This is a genomic window from Actinospica durhamensis (assembly GCF_018139695.1).
GTDB classification, from domain to species: Bacteria; Actinomycetota; Actinomycetes; order Streptomycetales; family Catenulisporaceae; genus Actinospica; species Actinospica durhamensis.
The window spans coordinates 21,843-41,784 of record NZ_JAGSOG010000045.1 but is presented as its reverse complement, the minus strand read 5'-3'; the positions used below and the strand labels follow the sequence as shown (position 1 = coordinate 41,784).

The window sequence follows — 19,942 nt, the reverse complement described above, 5'->3', positions numbered from 1 at the left end:
GGCTGCGCCCGCGGCGGCGGGGGTTCGGCGCGGCCGGGCTGCGCCCGCGGCGGCTCGGCCCGCTGCTGCGGCGCTCCGGCCAGGATGCGCCGGACGGCCTCCAGGTCCCGCTCCGCGTAGCGGCGGTAGCCGGACGGGGTGCGCCGCGGCTCCAGCAGTCCCTGGCGCTCCATCACCCGCAGCGTCTCCGGGCGCAGTCCGGGAAACTCCCGGGCGAGCCTGGCCGCGGCCTCGCCGATGGTCAGGCCCCGGACGCGGGGCTCGCCGGACCCTGGCCCGACGCGCTGCGCCACCCGCGTCAGCCGCGGCCGGCGTGGAAGACGAGGCGGTACTTGCCGATCTGCACCTCGTCGCCGTCCGCCAGGAGCGTCTCCTCGATCCGCTCGCGGTTGACGTAGGTGCCGTTGAGGGAGCCGACGTCGCGCACCAGGAAGCCCTGCGCGGTGCGGGTCACCTCGGCGTGCCGGCGCGAGACCGTCACGTCGTCCAGGAAGATCTCACTGTCCTGCGCCCGCCCGGCCGTGGTCACCTCGGTGTTGAGCGGGAAGCGGCTGCCTGCGTTCGGGCCGCGGCGCACCACGAGGGCGGCGTCGAAGTCCTCGTACGCGGGCACCTCGCCGGTCTCGTCCGGCGGCTCGGCCAGGCCCAGCGCCCCGAAGGCGATGGTCGAGGTCACCTCGGTCGGCCGCTGGCCGACCACCAGCGGATTGCCGCAGTTCGAGCAGAACCGGCTGCCGGCCGTGTTCACATGCCCGCACCGCGAGCACAGCGAGGGGTCCACGCCTGTCGACGGTGGCATCGATTCGACCTCCTGCTGCGGTCAGGGGCGGGTGCCCCCGTGGGTTCGCGGACACGTTACGGAGTAATGGGTACTCAGCTGACAATGCATCGAAACCTAGAGCCCCGTCGGGGGCCCGGTCAACCGACACGTCGGCGGGGCGGAGCCGGGACGGTCCGCCCGTCCCGCCCGCCGGCGCCGACCGGCCGCGTTACGAGCCGAGCGTGGCGGTGTAGCCGGCCGCGTCGAGCAGCACGTCCACCGAGACGCCCTCGCCCAGCTCGACCTTGAACAGCCAGCCCTCGCCGTACGGCTCGGAGTTGACCAGCTCGGGGTTGGCCTCGAGCGCGGCGTTGGCCTCGGTCACCGTTCCGGTCACCGGGGCGTAGATGTCGCTGACCGACTTGGTGGACTCCAGCTCGCCGCACGGCTCGCCCTCGGTGATCGCGTCGCCCGGCTTGGGCAGCGTGACGAAGACGATGTCGCCGAGCGAGTCCTGGGCGAAGTCGGTGATGCCGACCTGCACCACGGGGCCCGTGCCGCGCACCCACTCGTGCTCACTGGTGTACTTCAGGTCCTCGGGCGTCGTCGTCACGGCTCTTCCATCGCTCTCTTCATCCGAACAACCGCCCGCCTTCCCCGCGCGGGCCACGCGGCCGACCTTACCGGGTCCGTGCGCCGCCACTCCACACGCCACTCGCGAACCCGGCGCGGGGCCCGGTCGGCGTCACCACGTCGTGACGCGACCGGGACCGCTCCGGCTTCGCCGAGCAGGGGGCCCCTAGCTGCCTGAGCGCTCCACCACCGAGGCCCACGCGCCGAGCAGGCGGTCGGCCGCGTCCGGCTCGGGCGCCTCGGCCCACAGGTGGGTGACGGCCTCGGCCGGGTCGGGCAGCACCAGGGTCCAGCTGCCGTCGGCCTCGACGATGCGCACGCCGTCGGTGGTGTCCACCTCGCGGCCCTCGGCGGCCTCCACGACGGTGCGCATCACCATGCCCTTGGCCGCCCAGGGCGTGGGCACGTCCATCCGGCGCACGTGGGCGTGCGGGATGCGCGCGTCGATCTGGGAGAGCGTCAGGTGGGTGCGCGAGACCAGACCCAGCATCCTGATGAAGGTGGCGATCCCGTCGAGGGCCGGGTGGAACTCCGGCACGATGAACCCGCCGCGCGCGTCCCCGCCGAAGATGGTGCCGGCCTTGGTGCACGCCGTGGTCAGCTGGTCCGGCGCGGTGGAGACCCAGGTGATGGAGACCCCGTGGAATCCGGCCACCCGCTCGGCGACCCGGGTCGTGGTCACCGGCAGGGCGACGTTGCCGCCGCGCTTCTCCGCCGAGACCAGGTCCAGGATCACCAGCAGCGCCCGGTCCTCGTCGATCCGCGCGCCGGTGTCGTCGACCAGCCAGATCCGCTCGCCGACCGGGTCGAACCTGACCCCGAAGGCCGCCTCGGAGGAGGCCACCAGCGCGCCGAGCCGGCGCAGCGCGGTGTGCCGCTCGCCCGGGGACTCGGTCGGGTGCGCCTCGTCGATGCCGAGGTTGACCGTGTAGGCGTCCACCCCGATCCGGCCGAGCAGCGAGGGCAGCACGTGCCCGGCCGCGCCGCCGCCGACGTCGACCACGATCTTCATGCCGGCGTCCGCGATCCCGGAGATGTCCACCCGGGCCAGCAGCTCCTGCACGTAGCTCTCGAAGATGCGCGAGGGGGTGCCGAGGTCTCCTATCTCGCCGGGGAACGCGCGCCGGTACTCGCCGCGGGAGTAGATGCGGTCGAGCTTGCGCTGTCCGCCGGGCGAGAGGTCGGCGCCGGAGGAGTCGAGGAAGGAGATGTCCACCGAGTCCGGCACGCCCGGGGTGGTGCGGATCAGCACTCCGCCGGCCGAGCCGTGGGCGGTCTGCAGCCGGGCCACCGGGGTGGGCACGGACTCGAGGTCGCGCACGTTGAGCGCGCTGGAGGTGAGCGCGGCGATGACGGCGCGCTTGAGCGCACGCGCGGCACGGGAGCCGTCGCGGGCGCAGGTGACCGTGTCGCCCTTCTTGAGCGTGGTGGCGTACGCGCCGGCGAGCCGGACCGCGAGCTCCGGGGTGATCTCCACGTTCATCACGCCGCTGATGCCGCGCGGGCCGAACAGCGAGCGGGAGCTGCGCTGCTCCCAGATCACGTCGCTGTGCACGACGGCGCCGGCCTCGACCGTCTTGAACGGGTAGACCCGCACGCCGCCGGAGAGGACCGACTCCTCCTCGATCAGACACTCGTCGCCGACCACCACGCCGTCCTCGATCCGCACGGCGCGCATCACGTCGGTGTTCTTGCCGATGACGCAGCCGCGCAGGTTGGCCTGCGGGCCGATGTAGACGTTGCCGTGCACGACCGCGCGGTGCAGGAAGGCGCCGGACTTGACCACGACGTTGGAGCCGAGCACGGTGTACTCGCGCAGCTCCACCCCCGCCTCGATCTTGGCGTAGGGGCCGACGTAGCACGGGCCCTTGAGGATCGCGGCCGGGTCGATCTCGGCGCCCTCGGCCACGAACACGCCGGGGGCGGTCTCGAAACCGTCGATCTCGGTCTCGACCGCGCCGGTGAGCACGTCGGCCTGCGCCTTGACGTAGGACTCGTGCGTGCCCACGTCCTCCCAGTAGCCCTCGGCCACGTAGCCGTAGACGGGCTTGCCCTCGGCCAGCAGCCGCGGGAAGACCTCGCTGGACCAGTCCACCTGCGTTCCGGACTCGACGTAGTCGAAGACCTCCGGCTCCATCACGTAGATGCCGGTGTTGACGGTGTCCGAGAACACCTGGCCCCAGGTGGGCTTCTCCAGGAAACGCTCGACCCGGCCTTCCTCGTCGGTGATGGTGATGCCGAACTCCACCGGGTCCTGGACCCGGGTCAGGCACACCGTCACCAGCGCGCCCTTCGCCTTGTGATAAGCGATCAGGGCACTGAGATCGATGTCGGTCAGCGCGTCGCCGGAGATGACCAGGAAGGAATCTCCGGAGAGCTGTTCCTCGGCGTTCTTGACCGAGCCGGCTGTGCCGAGCGGCACCTCCTCGTTCGCGTAGTACAGGGACATGCCGAGTTCTTCGCCGTCGCCGAAGTAGTTGCGCACGAGCGAGGCGAGGAACTGGACGGTGACCACGGTGTCCGTCAGACCGTGCCGGCGCAGCAGGCGCAGCACGTGCTCCATGATCGGACGGTTGGCCACGGGTAAGAGCGGTTTGGGCATCGAGGAGGTCATCGGCCGCAGCCGAGTACCTTCTCCGCCGGCCATCACGACGGCTTTCACGGGTTTTCGCTCCCAGGTCGTCGGCTGTTCACGGGGGGCGCAAAAGGAGTAGCGCCGCATGGGCGCTCTCCGCGCGTCCTACCCCTGCCCCCTCCGGCCGACGATAATCGAAGAAAATACGTGAGGAACGCCGCTTTCGACCCTTCGGCCTATTTCGGAACCCGCACGGCGAAAGGCTAAGCCGCCGCCGGGGCCGGGCCGTCGCCGCGTACCACCTGGCGCACCTGGATGACGTAGAGCCCGGCGGCGAGCCAGTAGAGCGTGGTGCCCCAGATCGCGAACGCCCAGCCGATCGCGCCGGCCACGTCGTTGAGCGCGTTGTGGCCGTCACCCAGCAGGAGCAGCGGGAAGGCGTAGAGCAGGTTGAAGGTGGCCGCCTTGCCGAGGAAGTGGACCGGCAGCGCGCCGTAGCCGTGCCGCTTGAGCACCGCGAGCGGGATCCCCATCAGCACGTCCCGGCCGACCAGCAGCACCACCAGCCAGATCGGGATGATGTCGCGCCAGGCCAGCCCGACCAGCGTGGCCAGGATGTAGAGGCGGTCGGCGGCCGGGTCGAGCAGGGCGCCGAGCTTGCTGGTCTGGTTGAGCGCGCGGGCGATCTTGCCGTCGAGGTAGTCGGTCAGGCCGCTGACGGCGAGCACCAGGATGGCCCAGCCGTCGTAGTGCGGGCCGTGGAAGGCCGGCTGGAGGATGAGCCAGATGAACAGCGGTACCCCGAGCAGGCGCAGCACGCTCAACGCGTTGGGGATCGTCCAGATCGCGTCGCGGGGGGCTTCGGCGGAGCCGGGGGCCGGCGCGCCGGGCTGCGGGCCGGGCGTGGGGTCGGGCTCGGACTCGGGCTCGGCGCTCATGAACGTCAGTTTAGACGATCGGCTCCGAGCCGCCGCGGGGAGGTCTGGCCGCGCTCCGCCGCACCGGACGTGTAGGTTTCACCCGGACTAGGCAAAGAAATCCTCAAATCGCGCGAATGCCGCTTTCCGGAACACCGGCCGCGCGATTAGCGTGAAAAGCGTTACAGCCGTCCGTCCGCGCGGTGCTTCTCCCCCCTTGACTCCGCGCCCGGACGGCTGTCGCACGCGCGTGAATTTGCGGCTGCGCGGACCGCGTGTGCGAGAGTATCCACTCATGGACGACGTGAAATCGCAGCAGCAGACACTCGCCCCGCACGGGGGTGCGGCACTTCCGACGGGCCGTCAGTTCGAGCTGTACGGCGGTGGATACCGCGCGGTGGTGACCGAGGTGGGCGCCGGACTGCGCGTGCTGGAGTACGACGGGGACGGCCCGCGCCGGCCGCTGGTGGCGGGGTACGGGGAAGAAGAGATCGTCCATTCGGGCGCCGGGCAGCTGTTGCTGCCGTGGCCCAACCGGGTCGCCGCGGGCTCCTACACGATCGACGGCGAGCGCCGTCAGCTGGACCTGACCGAGCCGGCCACCGGCAACGCCATCCACGGCCTGACCCGCTGGCTGCCCTGGCACGCCACCGAGCAGGCGGCCGACCGGGTGCGGCTGACGGTGCGGGTGCACCCGGTCCCCGGCTATCCGCACACGCTCGAGTTGGCCGCGGACTACCGCGTCGGCCACGAGGGTCTCAGTGTGCAGATCGAGGCGCGCAACATCGGGCGCGGGACGGCGCCGTACGGTTTCGGCGCGCACCCGTACCTGACCCCGGGTGTGGCGCCGCGGCCCGGTGCGGCGGACGAGTGGAGCCTGCATCTTCCCGCCGAGCATTATCTCGCCGTGGACGAGCGGATGATTCCCAGCGGCGCTTTGGAGGTGGATTCGAGCCCTTATGACTTCCGCAAGCCGCGGCCGCTCTCCGGGTCCGTGCTCGACACCGCGTTCTGCGGTCTGCAGCGGGAATTGGACGGCCTCGGCCGGATCAGGGTGAGTGCTCCGGACGGCGGCGCGGTCACGCTCTGGCTGGATCGGGGCCTGGAGTGGGTCCAGGTGTTCACAGGCGACGCGCTGGCCGGAGACCACAGGCGGGCCGCGGTGGCGGTGGAGCCGATGTCCTGTCCGCCCGACGCATTCAACTCCGGGACCGATCTGATCAGACTCGAGCCGGGCCAGTTGGTGACGCACCGTTGGGGAATCGCTTACAGCTGACGTGTCATCAGGCCTAATGCCTGGCCGCACACTCGTCCGCTGTCATGATCTCACGACGACTGATGTTCTGGCCCGAAGTAAAGTCCATCAGCGTTTTTTCTGACAGTGGTTCCGGGTTGCTCCATTCGGGTTTATCATGGCCTGGAGAGGCCCGCCGACGGCGCGGACGCGCCCTTCCCGCGCGCCGCGCCTCAGCGCCCTGCGACCTCCGGCCGTGGGGTGGGCCGCGAAGACAGGATGCGAAGGGGTCACACGCACATCATGAGCACACCGACGAAGAATCAGCCCTTGCTGCCCACGGGCGGACGCTCGGCGCGGCGCGCCCGACAGGTCGCCGAAGCGGAGGCCGTCCGCGCCCAGGAGGCCTCGTACCGTCCGCAGAACGGTTACCTGTCCTGGTTGCTGACGCGGTGCAACCGGGAACTCGGCCGCCACGTCGACCGGGTCCTCGACGAGGTCGACCTGACGGAGGCTCAGTACGGCGTCCTGCAGGCTCTGGTGCACCTCAAGAGCGCCTCCTCGGCCACGCTCGCCCGGTCGGTGCAGGTCACCCCGCAGGCCATGGTCGGCCTTGTGGCGGCGCTCGAGCGCAAGGGCTACATCGCGCGCACCTCGCACCCCGGCGGCGGACGGGTGATCACCACCACGGTCACCCCGCTCGGCCAGGAGGCCTTCGACACCGCCAAGAAGCGCGTGCGCGCGCTCGAGCGCACGGTGCGCAAGACCCTGACCGAAGAGGAGTACGGCGTCGTCGTCGACCACCTGGAGAAGCTCGGCAACGCGCTGAGCGAGCTCTGACCGCACGTTCCCGGCCCGCGCACACCCACCGCGGGTCCGCCCCCGCCTAGCCTCGCTGGGCGGGGGACTTGCGTATAACCCGGCGCTCGGCCGGACGGTTTCAACCCCCTGCGTCGTGAAACGCGGCGCCGTACGGCCGCCTCACGGCCCTGCGGCGCCGCACCTTTCGCGCTACCCGGCGGCCGGACGCCCGTACCGGCGCCCCGGGCGCACGGCGAGACGATCCCGCACATCCGCACGACCCTGATCGGCCCGCCGTCGCAGAGCACGGCCAGACGGGTCACAGGACCCCGGCCCGCCCGCCCGTCCACGGGAGGCGGCGGAGGCCGAACGCGGATAGGCGTGAGCGGATATCAGAGCGCGGATCGGACCCGCGGTATCCCGCGGCGTGTCAGAAGTCTGCCTGCTCGGCCGGAAGCAGATGGCGCAGTTCCGCGCGCACCCGGCGTTCGACCACGGCGAGGTAGAGGTTCGCGTCCTCGTCGGCGAAGAAGTCCTCCCCCGGATCCGCGCACACCCGCGCCCGCGGATCGAAGCGCGCGCCCGCGTCGAGCTCGGTGCCGTGCTGCGCCGCGCGCTGCGCGACGGCGCCGTAGTGGCGCCGCAGCAACGGATCGGCGACCGTGCGGGCCAGCGCGCCGGGCGCGGACAGGATCCGGCCCGGGGTACGCCGCGCCGCCCGGGCCGCGCACGCGCCCACGCTCTCCCAGCCCCAGGGCGTGAGCCGGTCGGCTATCCGGAAGCGTCCGGCCACCGGGGCGAGTACGTACCCGTACAGCTCGACCTGGAGCAGGCCGTTGCCCGCGGTCGCGCCGACGAACACGGTCACGGTCAGCCCGGCCGCGCCGCGGCTGATGCGCACCCGGCGGAACCGGCGCGCGCTGGAGTGGCCGCGCGAGGTGGCCGCGGGCATCGGCAGCAGCCGCACCGGCAGGTCGCCGTCGCCGCGGGTGGCCAGGGCCGGGCCCGCCGCCACCGGGAAGTCGTCCACGAGCACCAGCGCCGGGCCGCCCGGGTCCAGCGGGCCGAGCCCCTCGCTCAGGGCCTCGCAGGCCCGGTCCAGCAGGTCTTCGGTGTCGAACGGGGCGGAGCGCGAGGCGGCCGGGCCGAGCTCGATCAGCCAGCGCCGGCGCAGCGCCTGGCGTCCGGCGCCCAGGAACGGCTCCGCGGGGGCCGCCAGCGGGGGCCGTACGGCCTCGGCGGCGGCGAGGCGGGCTCCGAGCACACCCATCGCCCGCTGGGCCCAGGCGGGCTCGGCGGAGAGCCAGCGGCTCGGGGTGAACCGGCCGGGGGCGAGGCGCTCGGCCACCGCGGAGCGGGCCGCGAGCTCCTCGGCGAACACCGCCGCCCAGCAGCCGAACGCGGCGGCGAGCGGGGCGCCGAGGCGGCGCAGCCGGTCGCCGGTGTTCGCCGGGGCCGGTATGTGCAGCGTCTCGCGCAGGCCGAAGGGGTCGGCGTGGCTGAGCGCCAGGATGACCATCAGACCGCCGAACACGGCGAGCAGGAACAGCGTCGCCTGCGCTCCCGCGCCGCGGCGCAGGCCCGCCAGGACCGCACCGGTCCGCGGGCCCGAGGCACCGCCGGAACCGCTCGCGGACGCGGACGGTGCGCCGGAGCGGGTCCCGACCGAACCGCCGGCCGAGGGGCCGGGACGCGGCGGCGCGTCCTCGCCGCGCGGCGGCACGCTCAGCGCGCGCACGGCGAGCACCATGGCGCTGAGCCACACCAGCACCCACGGCACCGGCCAGCCGCCCAGCCCGGTGGCCACCACGACCACCGCGGCTATCGCGCCGTCGCGGTAGAGCCGCCGGGTGCGCGCGGCCACCGCGTGCCGGGCCACGGTCACCAGGTCCACGCCGCGGGCCGCCGCGGGCTGTCGGTCCTCGCGCACCAGCAGGTTGCGGATCAGCGCGCGGCCGAAGCGCTCGTCCATATGTGCGGCCGTACACAGATAACGCGTCGCGTCCTCGTCCGCCGCGCCGTCGTCCGGCCGCCGCGGGCCCGGGACACGCCCGACCTGTGCCACCACACCGGTCGTCACGCCCACCCTCGAGCCTCCGTCTGTCCCACCCCGCGCCAACTCGTCTTTCGCGAGAGCCGGACTTTACCACGCGGCCGAGGGCCCGTACGGGCGTGTCGGGGGCAGGCGGGGCGCCGGGTGCGAAGCTTGGCCAAGCCTTTGCCCGACCGTCATCCGTCCCGTTCCTCCACCACCTGACATCAATACCGGTTAGCTGAAGAATGTCCGGGTATGCAGTGTTCCGGGCCCACCTGGGAGCGCGCGGGAACATTGCGGCGCCTTGAGGCGTTGCCCCGGGTGGACACGGTGAGGCCTGAGGAGGTAGTGGGGATGAGTGAGAGGGCTTTGCGTGGCACCAGGTTGGGCGCCACGAGTTACGAGACGGACAACGGGATAGACCTGGCACCGCGGCAGGACGTGGAGTACGCCTGCCCCGCCGGCCATCATTTCCAGATGCCCTTCTCGGTGGAGGCCGAAGTGCCGATGGTGTGGGAGTGCCGCGTGTGCGGCGCGCAGGCGTTGCGCGTGGGCGGCACCGTGGAAGAGGACCACAAGCAGGGCAAGCCGGCCCGTACGCACTGGGACATGCTGCTCGAGCGCCGGTCCATTCCGGAGCTCGAGGAGGTGCTCGCCGAGCGGCTCGCGCTGCTGCGCGACGGCGGCTTCGGACGCAGGTCGGCGCACACCGCGCCGCCGGTGAACCTGTCCAAGGGCGCGCCCGGGGCCGAGGGCGGGGCGGCCACCGCGACGGCCCCGGCCAAGACGGTCAAGAAGACCGCGGCGAAGAAGCCGGGCGCGGCTCCGGCCAGGAAGACGGCCGCCAAGTCGTCGGACCGGCCGGCCAGGAAGACCGCGGCCACGAAGCCGTAGCCGCGCGGCCGAGGCGGTCACGCCCAGCAGAACCAGAGCAACGTAAAACAATGACAGCCGAACACGGCGGTGGCGCCCGAGGGGCGCCCTGGATGAGGTGCGCGCCCGGTGTGGCGCGCACTCGGCTTTTCCGGACCTGCGGACCTCGTGGGTCGGCCGGCAGGTCCCGCCACCGTTCGCGCGCGCCCGGCGGCGCGCGCGAACGGCTTAGCGCTGCTTGTTCTTGCCGGTGAGCTGGGCGAAGCGGTCCTGCACGCCCCAGGAGGTGGCCCGCCAGAGCGACTCGACCACGATGCTGCGGCTCATCTTGGACTGGCCGCGCTCGCGCTCGACGAAGGTGATCGGCACCTCGACGATCTTGAGCCCGGCGTTGTTCACCCGGCGGGTGAGGTCGGTCTGGAAGCAGTAGCCGGCCGAGCGCACCGAGTCGAGGCCGATCGCCTCGAGGGTGGAGCGGCGGAAGACCCGGTATCCGGCCGTCACGTCGCGCACCCTCAGGCCCATGATCAGGTGGATGTAGGTGTTGCCGCCCTTGGACAGGATCTCGCGGGACTTCGGCCAGTTCTGGATCTCGCCGCCCTTGACATAGCGCGAGCCGATCACCAGGTCGGCTCGCTGCTGCTCGAGCGCGCGCAGCAGCGAGGGCAGGTCCTCCGGCCGGTGCGAGCCGTCGGCGTCCATCTCGATCAGGACCTGGTAGCCGTGGTCCATCCCCCACTGGAAGCCCGCGATGTACGCCGCGCCCAGGCCCTGCTTGCCGGCCCGGTGCATGACCTTGACCCGCTCGTCCGCGGCGGCGAGCTTGTCCGCGATCTCGCCGGTGCCGTCGGGGCTGTTGTCGTCCGCGACGAGCACGTGGACCTGGGGATTGTGCTGGTGCACCCGGGAGACGATCGACTCGAGATTGTCGCGCTCGTTGTACGTCGGGATGATCACCAGGACAGGGGCGAGCTCGCCGGCTTCCGGCGAGACGGCTGCCGGGCTGTTCGAGTCGGTCACGTGCGAGCCTTCCTTGCATCATTCGTCAGAGGGGTGGTGGTCGTAGCAGCTGGCGCGGGCAGCGAGCCTACCGTGTCCGGAGCACCGTCAACGGCCGGGCCGCCGGAGATGGACGAAGCCGTTACCGGATTGTCGGCCGACGGCGCGCCCGCGTGCTCCGGGAGCGGCCGCGCCGCGAGGTCGAGCGACTGGAAGGCCAGGGCCTCCCGGCGCCGCCGGCGCCCCGCCGCGGCGGCCCAGGCCCAGGCGAGCAGGCCGAGGCCCATCATCACCCACTCCGGCGCGGCGCCGAGGCGCACGGCCAGGGTCTGGCCGGTACGCGGGGTCACCTCGGCGGAGACGACGGCGGCGGTGAACTGCCGGGTCTGCTCGACGATGCGGCCGGAGGCGTCGATGTAGCCGGAGATCCCGCTGGTGGCCGCGATCATCACCGGCCGGCCGGTCTCCACGGCGCGCAGCTGGGAGATGGCGAGCTGCTCGCCGGGCTGGTCGGTGCGGCCGTAGGTGGCGTTGTTGGTCTGCACCACCAGGACGCCGCCGTCGCCGAGCACCGAGGAGCGCACCATGTCGTCGTAGGCCACCTCGAAGCAGATCACCTCGGCGATGTGCACGCCGCCCACGGTCATCACGCCCGGGGTGTGCCCGGGCACGAAGTCGCGCGGGACCAGGGATATCTCGGAGATGAACTTGGTCAGCTCGGTACGGAACGGGATGTACTCGCCGAACGGGACCAGGTGCCGCTTGGCGTAGGTCTGCCCGGGCCCGGTCTGCGGGTCCCAGACGATGCCGAGGTTCTGGGCGTTGTTCTGCCCGACGTCCACCACCGAGCCGACCAGGGTCGGCACCCCGATGGCCGAGACCGCCTCGCTGATCTTGGCGTACGCGGTCGGGTCGGTGAACGGGTCCACGTCGTCGGAGTCCTCCGGCCAGAACACCGCGACCGGCTGCTTGGCCTTGCCCTCGGCGATCTGCTGGGCGTACTCCTCGGTGACCTTCACGTGGTTGTCCAGCACGGCCGAGGCCTGCCCGTACGCGTCCAGGCCGGTGCGCGGCACGTCGCCCTGGATCGCGGCCAGCTCCACCGGCTTGCCCGCGGTGGTCTGGATCGGCACCAGGTTGCCCACCAGCGGCAGCACCAGCGCGGCGCCGAGCCAGCCGGCCGCGGTGCGCCAGCCGATCGCCTGCGCCCAGGACGGGCGTTCGCCCTCGTCCCGGCGCAGCGCGCGGGCCCGCAGCAGCCGCTGGAGGTACCAGGCCAGCACGGTGCCGACGAGCGCGGTGGCGAAGGTGAGCAGCGGGGCGCCGCCGAGCGCGACGACCTTGGTGAGCGGGGTCTGCGCCTGGCTGAAGGCGAGCCGGCCCCAGGAGAAGCCGCCGAGCGGCCAGCGGTCCCGGAAGAACTCCTCGGCCACCCACAAAAGCGCCTGCCAGAACGCGGCGCCGCGCAGCCGACCGACCGAGGCCACGGCCGCGCCGAGCGGGGCGAAGTAGAGCGCCTCGATCAGCCCGAGGGCCACCAGCGCGTCCACGCCGATGACCTCGACCCAGCGGAAGATGATGTAGCAGAAGGCCAGGCCGAACCAGAATCCGGCCCACGCCCCGGCCGCCCACGGCCGACGCCGGCCCCGCTCGACCCGGCCCCGGTAGGCGGCCCCGACCGCGAGGGTGAACCCGGCCACGCTCAGCGGCGCGAGCCACCACCAGCCGATCGGAGCGAAGGCGGGGTAGAGCGCCAGACCGGAGGCGAGCGCGGCGAGGTGCGGCAGCCAGGCCCGGCCGGGCCTGGGGCGCCGGGGACGCCAGAGGTGTGCCACGGATGGCCCTTCCGCTCCTGGGGGTCGATGGTTCAACTCGGCGCGAACGCCGTACGCGCCTGCTCAATCATGGCGCACCGGTATCGACGGTAGGACGGCCGAGGACGGTTCCTTCGCCCTTTCCCACGCACTTTTTAGCTTGGCCGGTTCATCCGGGGCGCTTTCGACCCGTTCGCCCGCGCACGTGAGGACCGGGTTGACCGGATTCTCATCCCCGGCCCAGACGGTCGAAGACGGCCTGGCCGCGCACCGCGGTGCGCAGGCACTGCGGCAGCTCGAGTCCCGGGGTCAGATCCGGCAGTCCGGGCACCCCGGCCCGCTCGTCGGTGGACCACGCGGCCACCCGCGAGTCCGGCGTCTGCACCAGCAGGTCCCCGGCCCGCCACACGGCGTAGGTGGCCGCGGCGCCGGGGGTCAGCACGCCCTGCTCGTCCTCGGGCACGCCGGGCGCGCCGGGGCGCAGCGCCCGCCAGCCGCCGCGGGTGTGCGCGGAGAACGCGGCCCGCGCGGTGATCCGCGAGCCCGGGGTCTGGTGGAACGCGGCGGCGCGCACGGCCGCCCAGGGTCCGAGCGCGGTCACCGGCGAGTCCGAGCCGAAGGCCAGCACGATCCCGGCCGCGCCGTACGCGGCGAAGGGGTTGAGCGTCGCGGCCCGCTCGGCGCCCAGGCGCTTGGCGTACATCCCGGACGGCCCGCCCCAGGCCTGGTCGAAGACCGGCTGCGCGGAGACCACCACGCCGAAGCGGGCCAGCCTGGCCACGGTCACGGCGTCCGCCATCTCGGCGTGCTCGGCGCGCACGGTCAGCGCCCGCAGCCGGTTCTCGTCCACCGCCGCGGCGGCCAGCTCGAGGGCGCCGACGAGCAGGTCCATCGCGTAGTCGCCGATGACGTGGAAGCCCGGCTGCACCTCGGCCTCCACGCAGGCCGCGAGGAATCCGGCCAGCTCCTCGCCGTCCACGTACGTCACGCCGCCGTGCTCCGGGTCGCCGGTCTCGGCCGCGTCCGCGTACGGGTCGCGCAGCGCGGCGGTGCGCGAGCCGAGGGCGCCGTCGATGAACAGGTCCCCGCCCGCGCCGACGCCGCCGAGCTCGAGCGCCTTGACCGGGTCGGTCAGCTCGCCCCAGTACCCGAAGATGTAAGGTCCCGGCTCGTCCGCGGCCAGCTCGAGCAGCCCGGTGAAGTCGTCCTCGCCGGAGATGTCGGGCCCGCCGCACTCGTGCAGCGCGCCGACGCCGAGTTCGGCCGCGCGGGCCCGGGCCGCGCGCTGCACGTCGGCCCGCTGCTCCGGGCTGACCTGGCCGTACGCGGCGGTCCTGACCAGGTGGTGCGCGGCCTGCGCGACCAGGCCGGCGCCGCGGTAGCCCGCCGCGCCCTGGGCGTCGGGCGCGGCCGCGAGCAGCGCCGAGGAGGCCACCGCCGAGTGCACGTCCACCCGCGAGAGGTAGACCGCCCGTCCCCCGGCAGCGCGGTCGAGCTGCTCGGCGGTCGGCGGCGCCTGGTCCGGCCAGTGCGTCTCGTCCCAGCCGGTGCCCAGCACCACCGCGTCTGCGGGCAGGTGCGCGGCGAACGCGGCGACCCGGTCGAGCACCTGCTCGCGCGAGACGGTGCCGGCCAGGTCGAGACCGGTCAGCGCCAGGCCGGTGGAGGTGGCGTGCACGTGCGCGTCCACGAACGCCGGGGTCACCAGCGCGCCCTCGAGGTCGATCACCGTGTCGGCCGCGTCCACGTGCAGGTCGGCGCCGTCCTCCGAGCCGATCCAGGCCACCGTGTCGCCCACGGTGAGCAGGGCCGTCGCGTACGGTTCGGCCGGGTTGTACACGGCCCCGTTGCGCAGCAGGGTGGTGCGGGTCTCGGAGGCGGGAAGCGCGTCACTGGTCACGGGATCACCTTAGCCACCGACTGGACGACTGCCCGGAAGATCGGGGGTACGCCCGTCGAACGGCGTCGAGAGCACGATCGTGGTGCGGGTGGAGACGTTCGCGGCGAAGCGGATCCGGGCCAGCAGCCCCTCGAGGTCGGCCGGGGTGGCCACCCGGATCTTGAGGATGTAGTTCTCGTCCCCGGCCACCGAGTGGCAGGACTCGATCTCGGACAGGCCGGCCAGCCGCTCCGGTACGTCGTCCGGTGCGGCCGGGTCGAAGGGCTTGACCGAGACGAACGCCGTCAGCGGCAGCCCGAGCGCCTCGACGTCCACCACCGCGCGGTAGCCCTTGATCAGGCCGCGCTGCTCGAGCCGGCGAACGCGCTGGTGGGCGGCCGAGGTGGACAGGCCGGTGGCCTTGCCCACGTCGGTGTAGCTCATCCGGCCGTCCTCCAGCAGGAGCTTCATGATCTGTACGTCGATGTCCTCCACATGCCTTACCGTAGTCGCCCCCGCCACACGGCGCGTTCGCCGGTTCGCCATCCGGCGCGGACGGTGTCGGCGCGGCCCGCTATCGTTGCGGCATATGACGCAAGGTCAGGCCGGTGCGGCCGTCGACGAGGTGACCGCGGCGGCCGAACGGCTGTGCGCGCGGGAGGGCACCAGCGCCGCCCGGGCGCGGCAGATCCGCTGGTTCGTCAAGGAGCTGCGACTGGCGCTGGCGCATCCGGAGTACCGGCCGCCGGGCGCGATCGAGACCGCGGCCGACCTGTTCACGGCGCAGGCGGTGAGCTCGTATCTGGACCTCGGGCGCCGGGGCGAGCTGCGTACCCGGGCCAGCCGCGTCCCCGGCGCGCTCTCCAGCCCGGCCTCGATGCGGGTGCGCGAGGACTGCCTGAAGCTGCTGGCCAGGGAGCTCTCGGTGCCGGTGGAGCTCGGCGAGCGGGTCGACCCGCCGCAGGTGCGCGAGCCGGTCGACGCGCCGACCCGTTCGCAGCTGCGCGCCTACCTGCTCGAGCGGGCGCAGAACCCGCCGGTGCTGGCCGCGCACGTGCGCCTGCTCGCGGTGATCGGCACGGTCCTGGACACCGGCGCGCGGGTCGGCGAACTGTGCGCGCTGACGCTGGAGGACCTGGATCTGGAGGCGCAGCGCCCGACCGTGCGGATCGTGCGGATGCCGCAGGCGCGCCGGGTGGCCGAGCCGGTGACGGAGCTGGTCACGCTCTCCCCCGGCACGATCGCGGCGCTCGGGCACTGGCTGGCGCGGCGCCAGGAGCTGATCGACGAGTTCCACCTCGGTGTCAAGACCCTGTGGGTCTCGGTGGCCGGGAACCACGCGGGGCTGCCGGCGGCCGACGGCCACGCGGTGCGCCGCCCGCCCGGCATGCCGCTGCGTCCGCGGGGTTTGCAGCGCGCTTACACCCGCGCCGTGGTCGAGCTCAACGCCGAGCTGGCCGGCTCGGTCGGCTGGCGTCCGCTGCCCTACCGGCTCGAGCAGCTGCGCCGCGCGGTCGAGCTCACCTTCGCCGACGAGCGCCCGCCGACCCGCAGCGCCGCCAAGCCGGGCCGCGCGCTCCCGCGCGGCTGACGCGCGGTCAGGCCGCGTTCGAGCCCTTCGACGCCTGCTGGCCGGGCGGGGAGAGCAGGCTCTGGATCTCGGCCTCGGGTGCGTCAAGGTCCGCCTCGGCCTCGCGCCGCTGCTGGCGCTTGGCGGCCCAGATGGAGGTGAGCCACGCGGCGGTGATGACGAAGGCGCCGGTGCAGGCGGTGATCCAGTCCGGCACGTCGCGCCAGACCTCCCACAGCAGCAGCACCGCGAGCAGCGCGATGGAGTAGTACGCGCCGTGCTCCAGGTAGCGGTACTGCTCGAGCGTGCCGCGGCGCACCACGTATACCGTCAGCGCCCTGATGTATCCGGCGCCGATGGCCAGGCCGAGGGTGATCAGGGCGATGTTGACGGTGACGGAGAAGCCGCCCATGACCGAGTCCATCGAGAACGTCGCGTCGAGCAGTTCGAGGTAGATGAACAGCAGCAGCGCCCCGTGGCCCTGGACGGTCGCGCGCGGCCGGGACTCCCCGTCGGCGTCCGCGCGCTCGGCCACCTGGTCCGAGAGCAGCTTGATGGCCTGGTGGCAGACCAGGCCGAGCAGGCAGCCGAGCACCACCTTGCCGCGCATCTGGCCGGGCACGGTCACGCCCGCGACGGCGGTGAAGGCCAGCGCCACCACCTGCGGGACGCCGCGGTGGTCGAGCAGCGCGGGGAGCCTGCGCTCGACCGGCGGCCACCAGTGCACGTCGCGCTCCTCGCGGAAGAACGCGATCGCGATCATCAGCAGGAAGATCCCGCCGAACGCGGCGATGCCGGGCTGGGCGGCGAGCAGCAGGTCGTGGTAGCGGGTGGGATCGGAGTAGGCCAGGTCCACCGCGCGCCAGGGCACCAGGTGCGCCCCGATCGCCACGATGATCAGCGGCAGCACCAGCCGCATGCCGATCGCCGCGATCACCACGCCGACGGTCATGAACATCCGCTGCCAGTAGCGGTCCATCCGGGCCAGGATCGTCGCGTTCACGATCGCGTTGTCGAAGGATACCGCGACCTCGAGCACACCCAGCAGCGCCACCACGGTCAGGCCCTGGGCGCCGCCCACCACGTAGCCGCCGACGAGGGCGGCCACCGCCACCGCGTGGGCGAAGCCGAACACGCGCGTACCGCTCGCACCTCGTATCATCTGCGCCGCCTAAGGTGTGCTCAAGGCCTTGGCCGATTACTGACTGGCAGTAACATACCCGGCCTGAGCCGCGCCTAGCGCCGTGATAAGGGTCTCAGAGGGGTGCGAGGGTATCGCGGTTGACGATTCGTCAGCCTTTGCCTCTGCTTCGGATCCGTCTCGGGTCACCCGCGCGCAAGGGAGCGCGCGATGACCATCCGCTGGATCTGGTTGGTGCCCTCCACGATCTGCAGCACCTTGGCCTCGCGCAGGAACCGCTCCACCGGGAAGTCGGTGGTGTAGCCGGCGCCGCCGAGCACCTGCACCGCGTCGATCGTGGTCTGCATCGCCGCGTCGGTGCAGTGCAGCTTGGCGATCGCGGCCTGCCGGGCGAACGGCAGGCCCTTGTCCCGCAGCCGGGCCGCGACCAGGTAGGCGGCCCGTCCCACCTCGGTGCGGGTGGCCATGTCGGCCAGCAGGAACCCGACGCCGTCGTGTTCGATGATGGGCTTGCCGAACTGGATCCGGTCCTTCGCGTACGCGGTGGCCGCGTCGAGGGCGGCCTGCGCCAGCCCGACCGCGCACGCGGCTATGCCCAGGCGGCCGCAGTCCAGCGCCCGCATCGCGACCTCGAAGCCCTGGCCCGGCTCGCCGATCAGCCGCTCCGAGGGCACCACGACGCCCTCGAACCGCATCTGCGCGGTGGTGGAGGCGCGCATGCCCATCTTGTGCTCCGGATTGGCCGCGCTCAGGCCCTCGGCGCCGGCCTGCACCAGGAACGCGCTGATCCCCTTGGGGCCCTCCTCGCCGGTGCGCGCGAGCACGGTATAGAAGTCCGCCTCGCCGCCGTGGGTGATCCAGGCCTTCGTGCCGTCGATGCGGTAGCCGCCGTCCACCGGCTGCGCCCTGGTGATCAGGTTGCCCGCGTCGGAGCCGTGGCCCGGCTCGGACAGGCAGTACGCGCCGAGCAGTTCGCCGCCGATCATGTCCGGCAGCCAGCGGGCGCGCTGCTCCTCGGTGCCGAACTCGGCCAGCGCGTGGCAGGAGAGGGTGTGCACGGAGACGCCGAGGCCCACGGCCAGCCAGTTGCGGGCGAGCTCCTCGACGACCTGCAGGTAGACCTCGTACGGCTGCTGCGCGCCGCCGTACTTCTCCGCGTAGGGCAGCCCGAGCAGTCCGGAGCGGCCGAGCAGGCGGAAGGCGTCGCGCGGGAACTCGCCGGCGGCCTCGGCCGCCGCGGCGCGCGGGGCGAGTTCCCTGGCACCGAGTTCACCGGTCAGTTCGAGCAGCGCCTCGGCCTCTTCGGTGGGCAGCAGGGCGCGGCGTGCGGCATCCATGGTCACTCCGACGTGACGGGCCGCCCAGGTCGTGGGCGGGAACGGACTCGAGGGCGCGAGCCGGGGGTCTCCCGGGCACGCGCCCTCAAGGTATCGCGAATCCGCGGGCCCCCGCCCGTCCGCGGATCAGGAGGTCCCGGAGTAGCTGTTCGAGTTGCTGTTCGAGCTGCTGGTCGAGCTGGAGTCGCCCTGGCCCGCCTCGATCTTCTTGACGTCCTGGACCACCTTGTCGGACGGGATGGCGAAGCCGAGGCCGACCGAGCCGGAGGAGGAGTCGGACGAGGAGCTCGAGGAGGAGGAGTAGATCGAGGAGTTCATGCCGATCACCTCGCCGGCCGAGTTGAGCAGCGGGCCGCCGGAGTTGCCCGGGTTGATCGAGGCGTCGGTCTGGATCGCGGAGTAGGTCACCGTGGTCGAGGTGTCCTGGCCCCAGTTGAAGCCGGGGAAGCCGCCGTTGCCGCTGAAGCCCTGGCCCTCGGTGGTGGACTCGGTCACCGACACGGTGCGGTTGAGCGCGGAGACGATGCCGCTGGTCACGGTGTTCTGCAGGTCGTCCGGGGAGCCGATGGCGACGGTCTGGTCGCCGACCTGGACCTGGCTGGAGTCGGCGAAGGTCGCGGCCTTCCAGGTCGGGCCGTTCTCGACCTGGATCACGGCGATGTCGTCGGCGGCGATGTAGCCGACCACCTTGGCGTCGTAGGTCTTGCCGTCGTACGAGGTCACCTTGAGCGTGCCGCCCTCGGAGACGTAGTCGGCGACGACGTGGTTGTTGGTCACGATCAGGCCGCCGCTGGAGACCACGATGCCGGAGCCGATGCCCTCGGCGCTGTTGGTGGTCTCGGTGATCTTCACCACACTCGGCAGCACGGTCTTGGCCACCGCGCCCACCGTGGTCGTGGTGTCTGAGCTGTTGGAGCCGGTCACCACGCTCACCGAGGAGGAGCTGTTCTGGCTGTGGTCGAACACCGCGCCGGAGACGCCGCCGACGCCCGCCGCCAGGATCGCGATCGCGGCGACCAGGCCGATGCCGAGCTTGATCGGACCGCGCTTGGGCTTGCCGCCGCCCGCCGCGTGCTCCGGCGGGGCCGGGGGCAGCTGGCTCCCGTCGCCGCCCCAGGTGCCGTCCGGGTTGGCGGCCCAGGCGTACTCGCCGGTGTCGGCCGTGACCACGGGCTTCTCGAAGGCCGCGCCGGCGTGCGGGACGGGCTGGGCCCAGGCTCCGGCGGGGTAGTGCGGCGGCTGCTGCTGAGGCTGCGGCTGCTGCGGCGCCTGCGCGTGCTGCGGGTGAGGCTGCTGCGGCTGCTGCGGGTTCGGCGTGGCGGGGTGCTGCGGCGTCTCGGTCATGGTCCGACCATCCCCGGGCAACTTGAGAGG

16 protein-coding genes and 1 pseudogene are annotated in these 19,942 nt (G+C 72.7%); 4 read left to right on the top strand and 13 right to left on the bottom strand.

The annotated features are described in order from the left end of the window. The 5 genes from KDL01_RS12130 to clsA form a co-directional block, all read right to left on the bottom strand. The coding region (locus KDL01_RS12130) for a MerR family transcriptional regulator (protein ID WP_212528537.1) at positions 1-293 on the bottom strand (293 nt) is incomplete at its 3' end. Between the two features lie 5 nt (positions 294-298). Beyond that, positions 299-799, bottom strand: a complete 501-nt coding sequence (locus KDL01_RS44520; RefSeq protein WP_212528536.1) for a double zinc ribbon and FHA domain-containing protein — start codon at positions 797-799, stop codon at positions 299-301. 190 nt (positions 800-989) lie between these two features. Further along, a complete protein-coding gene (gene gcvH, locus KDL01_RS12120) occupies positions 990-1,373 on the bottom strand; it encodes a glycine cleavage system protein GcvH (RefSeq protein WP_212528535.1) in 384 nt (127 codons plus the stop codon). A 186-nt stretch (positions 1,374-1,559) separates the two neighbouring features. After that, positions 1,560-4,055 (bottom strand): mannose-1-phosphate guanyltransferase, encoded by a 2,496-nt coding sequence (locus KDL01_RS12115; protein WP_212528534.1) that lies wholly within the window; start codon positions 4,053-4,055, stop codon positions 1,560-1,562. 176 nt (positions 4,056-4,231) lie between these two features. Next, a complete protein-coding gene (clsA, locus tag KDL01_RS12110; protein WP_212528533.1) occupies positions 4,232-4,906 on the bottom strand; it encodes a cardiolipin synthase ClsA in 675 nt (224 codons plus the stop codon). 274 nt (positions 4,907-5,180) lie between these two features. On the opposite strand from clsA, the gene KDL01_RS12105 reads away from it, so the two are divergent. After that, positions 5,181-6,161, top strand: a complete 981-nt coding sequence (locus KDL01_RS12105; RefSeq protein ID WP_212528532.1) for an aldose 1-epimerase family protein — start codon at positions 5,181-5,183, stop codon at positions 6,159-6,161. A gap of 261 nt (positions 6,162-6,422) precedes the next feature. Then, positions 6,423-6,959 carry a MarR family winged helix-turn-helix transcriptional regulator gene (locus KDL01_RS12100; RefSeq protein WP_212528531.1) on the top strand — a complete coding sequence of 179 codons (537 nt, stop codon included), beginning with the start codon at positions 6,423-6,425 and terminating at the stop codon, positions 6,957-6,959. A gap of 391 nt (positions 6,960-7,350) precedes the next feature. Here the strand turns inward: KDL01_RS12100 and KDL01_RS12095 are convergent, their stop codons facing one another. Further along, the gene (locus KDL01_RS12095) at positions 7,351-9,006 is read right to left on the bottom strand and encodes an AbeC-like domain-containing protein (RefSeq protein ID WP_212528530.1); all 1,656 of its coding nucleotides are present in this window, start codon (positions 9,004-9,006) and stop codon (positions 7,351-7,353) included. 303 nt (positions 9,007-9,309) lie between these two features. Between KDL01_RS12095 and KDL01_RS43275 the strand changes: the two are divergent. Further along, a pseudogene (locus KDL01_RS43275) lies at positions 9,310-9,639 on the top strand (RNA polymerase-binding protein RbpA); the annotation flags it as partial. 417 nt (positions 9,640-10,056) lie between these two features. Here the strand turns inward: KDL01_RS43275 and KDL01_RS12085 are convergent. From KDL01_RS12085 to KDL01_RS12070, 4 genes are all read right to left on the bottom strand, one after another. Then, complete coding sequence (locus KDL01_RS12085; protein WP_212528528.1) at positions 10,057-10,848, bottom strand: polyprenol monophosphomannose synthase; 792 nt, start codon at positions 10,846-10,848, stop codon at positions 10,057-10,059. Further along, positions 10,845-12,662: an apolipoprotein N-acyltransferase gene (gene lnt, locus KDL01_RS12080; protein WP_212528527.1), complete on the bottom strand. Its 1,818-nt coding sequence runs from the start codon at positions 12,660-12,662 to the stop codon at positions 10,845-10,847. The genes KDL01_RS12085 and lnt overlap by 4 nt, the downstream gene beginning before the upstream one ends. A 208-nt stretch (positions 12,663-12,870) precedes the next feature. Next, positions 12,871-14,541 (bottom strand): amidohydrolase, encoded by a 1,671-nt coding sequence (locus KDL01_RS12075; protein ID WP_307846264.1) that lies wholly within the window; start codon positions 14,539-14,541, stop codon positions 12,871-12,873. Between the two features lie 9 nt (positions 14,542-14,550). After that, positions 14,551-15,015 carry an Lrp/AsnC family transcriptional regulator gene (locus KDL01_RS12070; RefSeq protein WP_212528526.1) on the bottom strand — a complete coding sequence of 155 codons (465 nt, stop codon included), beginning with the start codon at positions 15,013-15,015 and terminating at the stop codon, positions 14,551-14,553. A gap of 94 nt (positions 15,016-15,109) precedes the next feature. Here KDL01_RS12070 and KDL01_RS12065 point away from each other — a divergent pair, with 94 nt between their 5' ends. Next, positions 15,110-16,111, top strand: coding sequence for a tyrosine-type recombinase/integrase (locus KDL01_RS12065; protein ID WP_212528525.1), 1,002 nt, complete (start codon positions 15,110-15,112; stop codon positions 16,109-16,111). A 7-nt stretch (positions 16,112-16,118) separates the two neighbouring features. On the opposite strand, the gene KDL01_RS12060 is transcribed toward KDL01_RS12065, so the two are convergent. The 3 genes from KDL01_RS12060 to KDL01_RS12050 form a co-directional block, all read right to left on the bottom strand. After that, positions 16,119-17,252: a DUF475 domain-containing protein gene (locus KDL01_RS12060; protein ID WP_212528524.1), complete on the bottom strand. Its 1,134-nt coding sequence runs from the start codon at positions 17,250-17,252 to the stop codon at positions 16,119-16,121. A 164-nt stretch (positions 17,253-17,416) separates the two neighbouring features. Then, a complete protein-coding gene (locus tag KDL01_RS12055) occupies positions 17,417-18,568 on the bottom strand; it encodes an acyl-CoA dehydrogenase family protein (protein WP_212528523.1) in 1,152 nt (383 codons plus the stop codon). Positions 18,569-18,694: 126 nt separating this feature from the next. After that, positions 18,695-19,912 (bottom strand): S1C family serine protease, encoded by a 1,218-nt coding sequence (locus KDL01_RS12050; protein WP_212528522.1) that lies wholly within the window; start codon positions 19,910-19,912, stop codon positions 18,695-18,697. Positions 19,913-19,942: the final 30 nt, after the last annotated feature.

Coding starts and splice junctions, on each gene's coding strand:
- KDL01_RS12055 (WP_212528523.1), bottom strand. CDS start 18,568: ATGGATGCCGCACGCCGCGCCCTGCTGCCCACCGAAGAGGCCGAGGCG.
- KDL01_RS44520 (WP_212528536.1), bottom strand. CDS start 799: ATGCCACCGTCGACAGGCGTGGACCCCTCGCTGTGCTCGCGGTGCGGG.
- KDL01_RS12065 (WP_212528525.1), top strand. CDS start 15,110: ATGACGCAAGGTCAGGCCGGTGCGGCCGTCGACGAGGTGACCGCGGCG.
- KDL01_RS12105 (WP_212528532.1), top strand. CDS start 5,181: ATGGACGACGTGAAATCGCAGCAGCAGACACTCGCCCCGCACGGGGGT.
- clsA (WP_212528533.1), bottom strand. CDS start 4,906: ATGAGCGCCGAGCCCGAGTCCGAGCCCGACCCCACGCCCGGCCCGCAG.
- KDL01_RS12050 (WP_212528522.1), bottom strand. CDS start 19,912: ATGACCGAGACGCCGCAGCACCCCGCCACGCCGAACCCGCAGCAGCCG.
- KDL01_RS12060 (WP_212528524.1), bottom strand. CDS start 17,252: ATGATACGAGGTGCGAGCGGTACGCGCGTGTTCGGCTTCGCCCACGCG.
- KDL01_RS12100 (WP_212528531.1), top strand. CDS start 6,423: ATGAGCACACCGACGAAGAATCAGCCCTTGCTGCCCACGGGCGGACGC.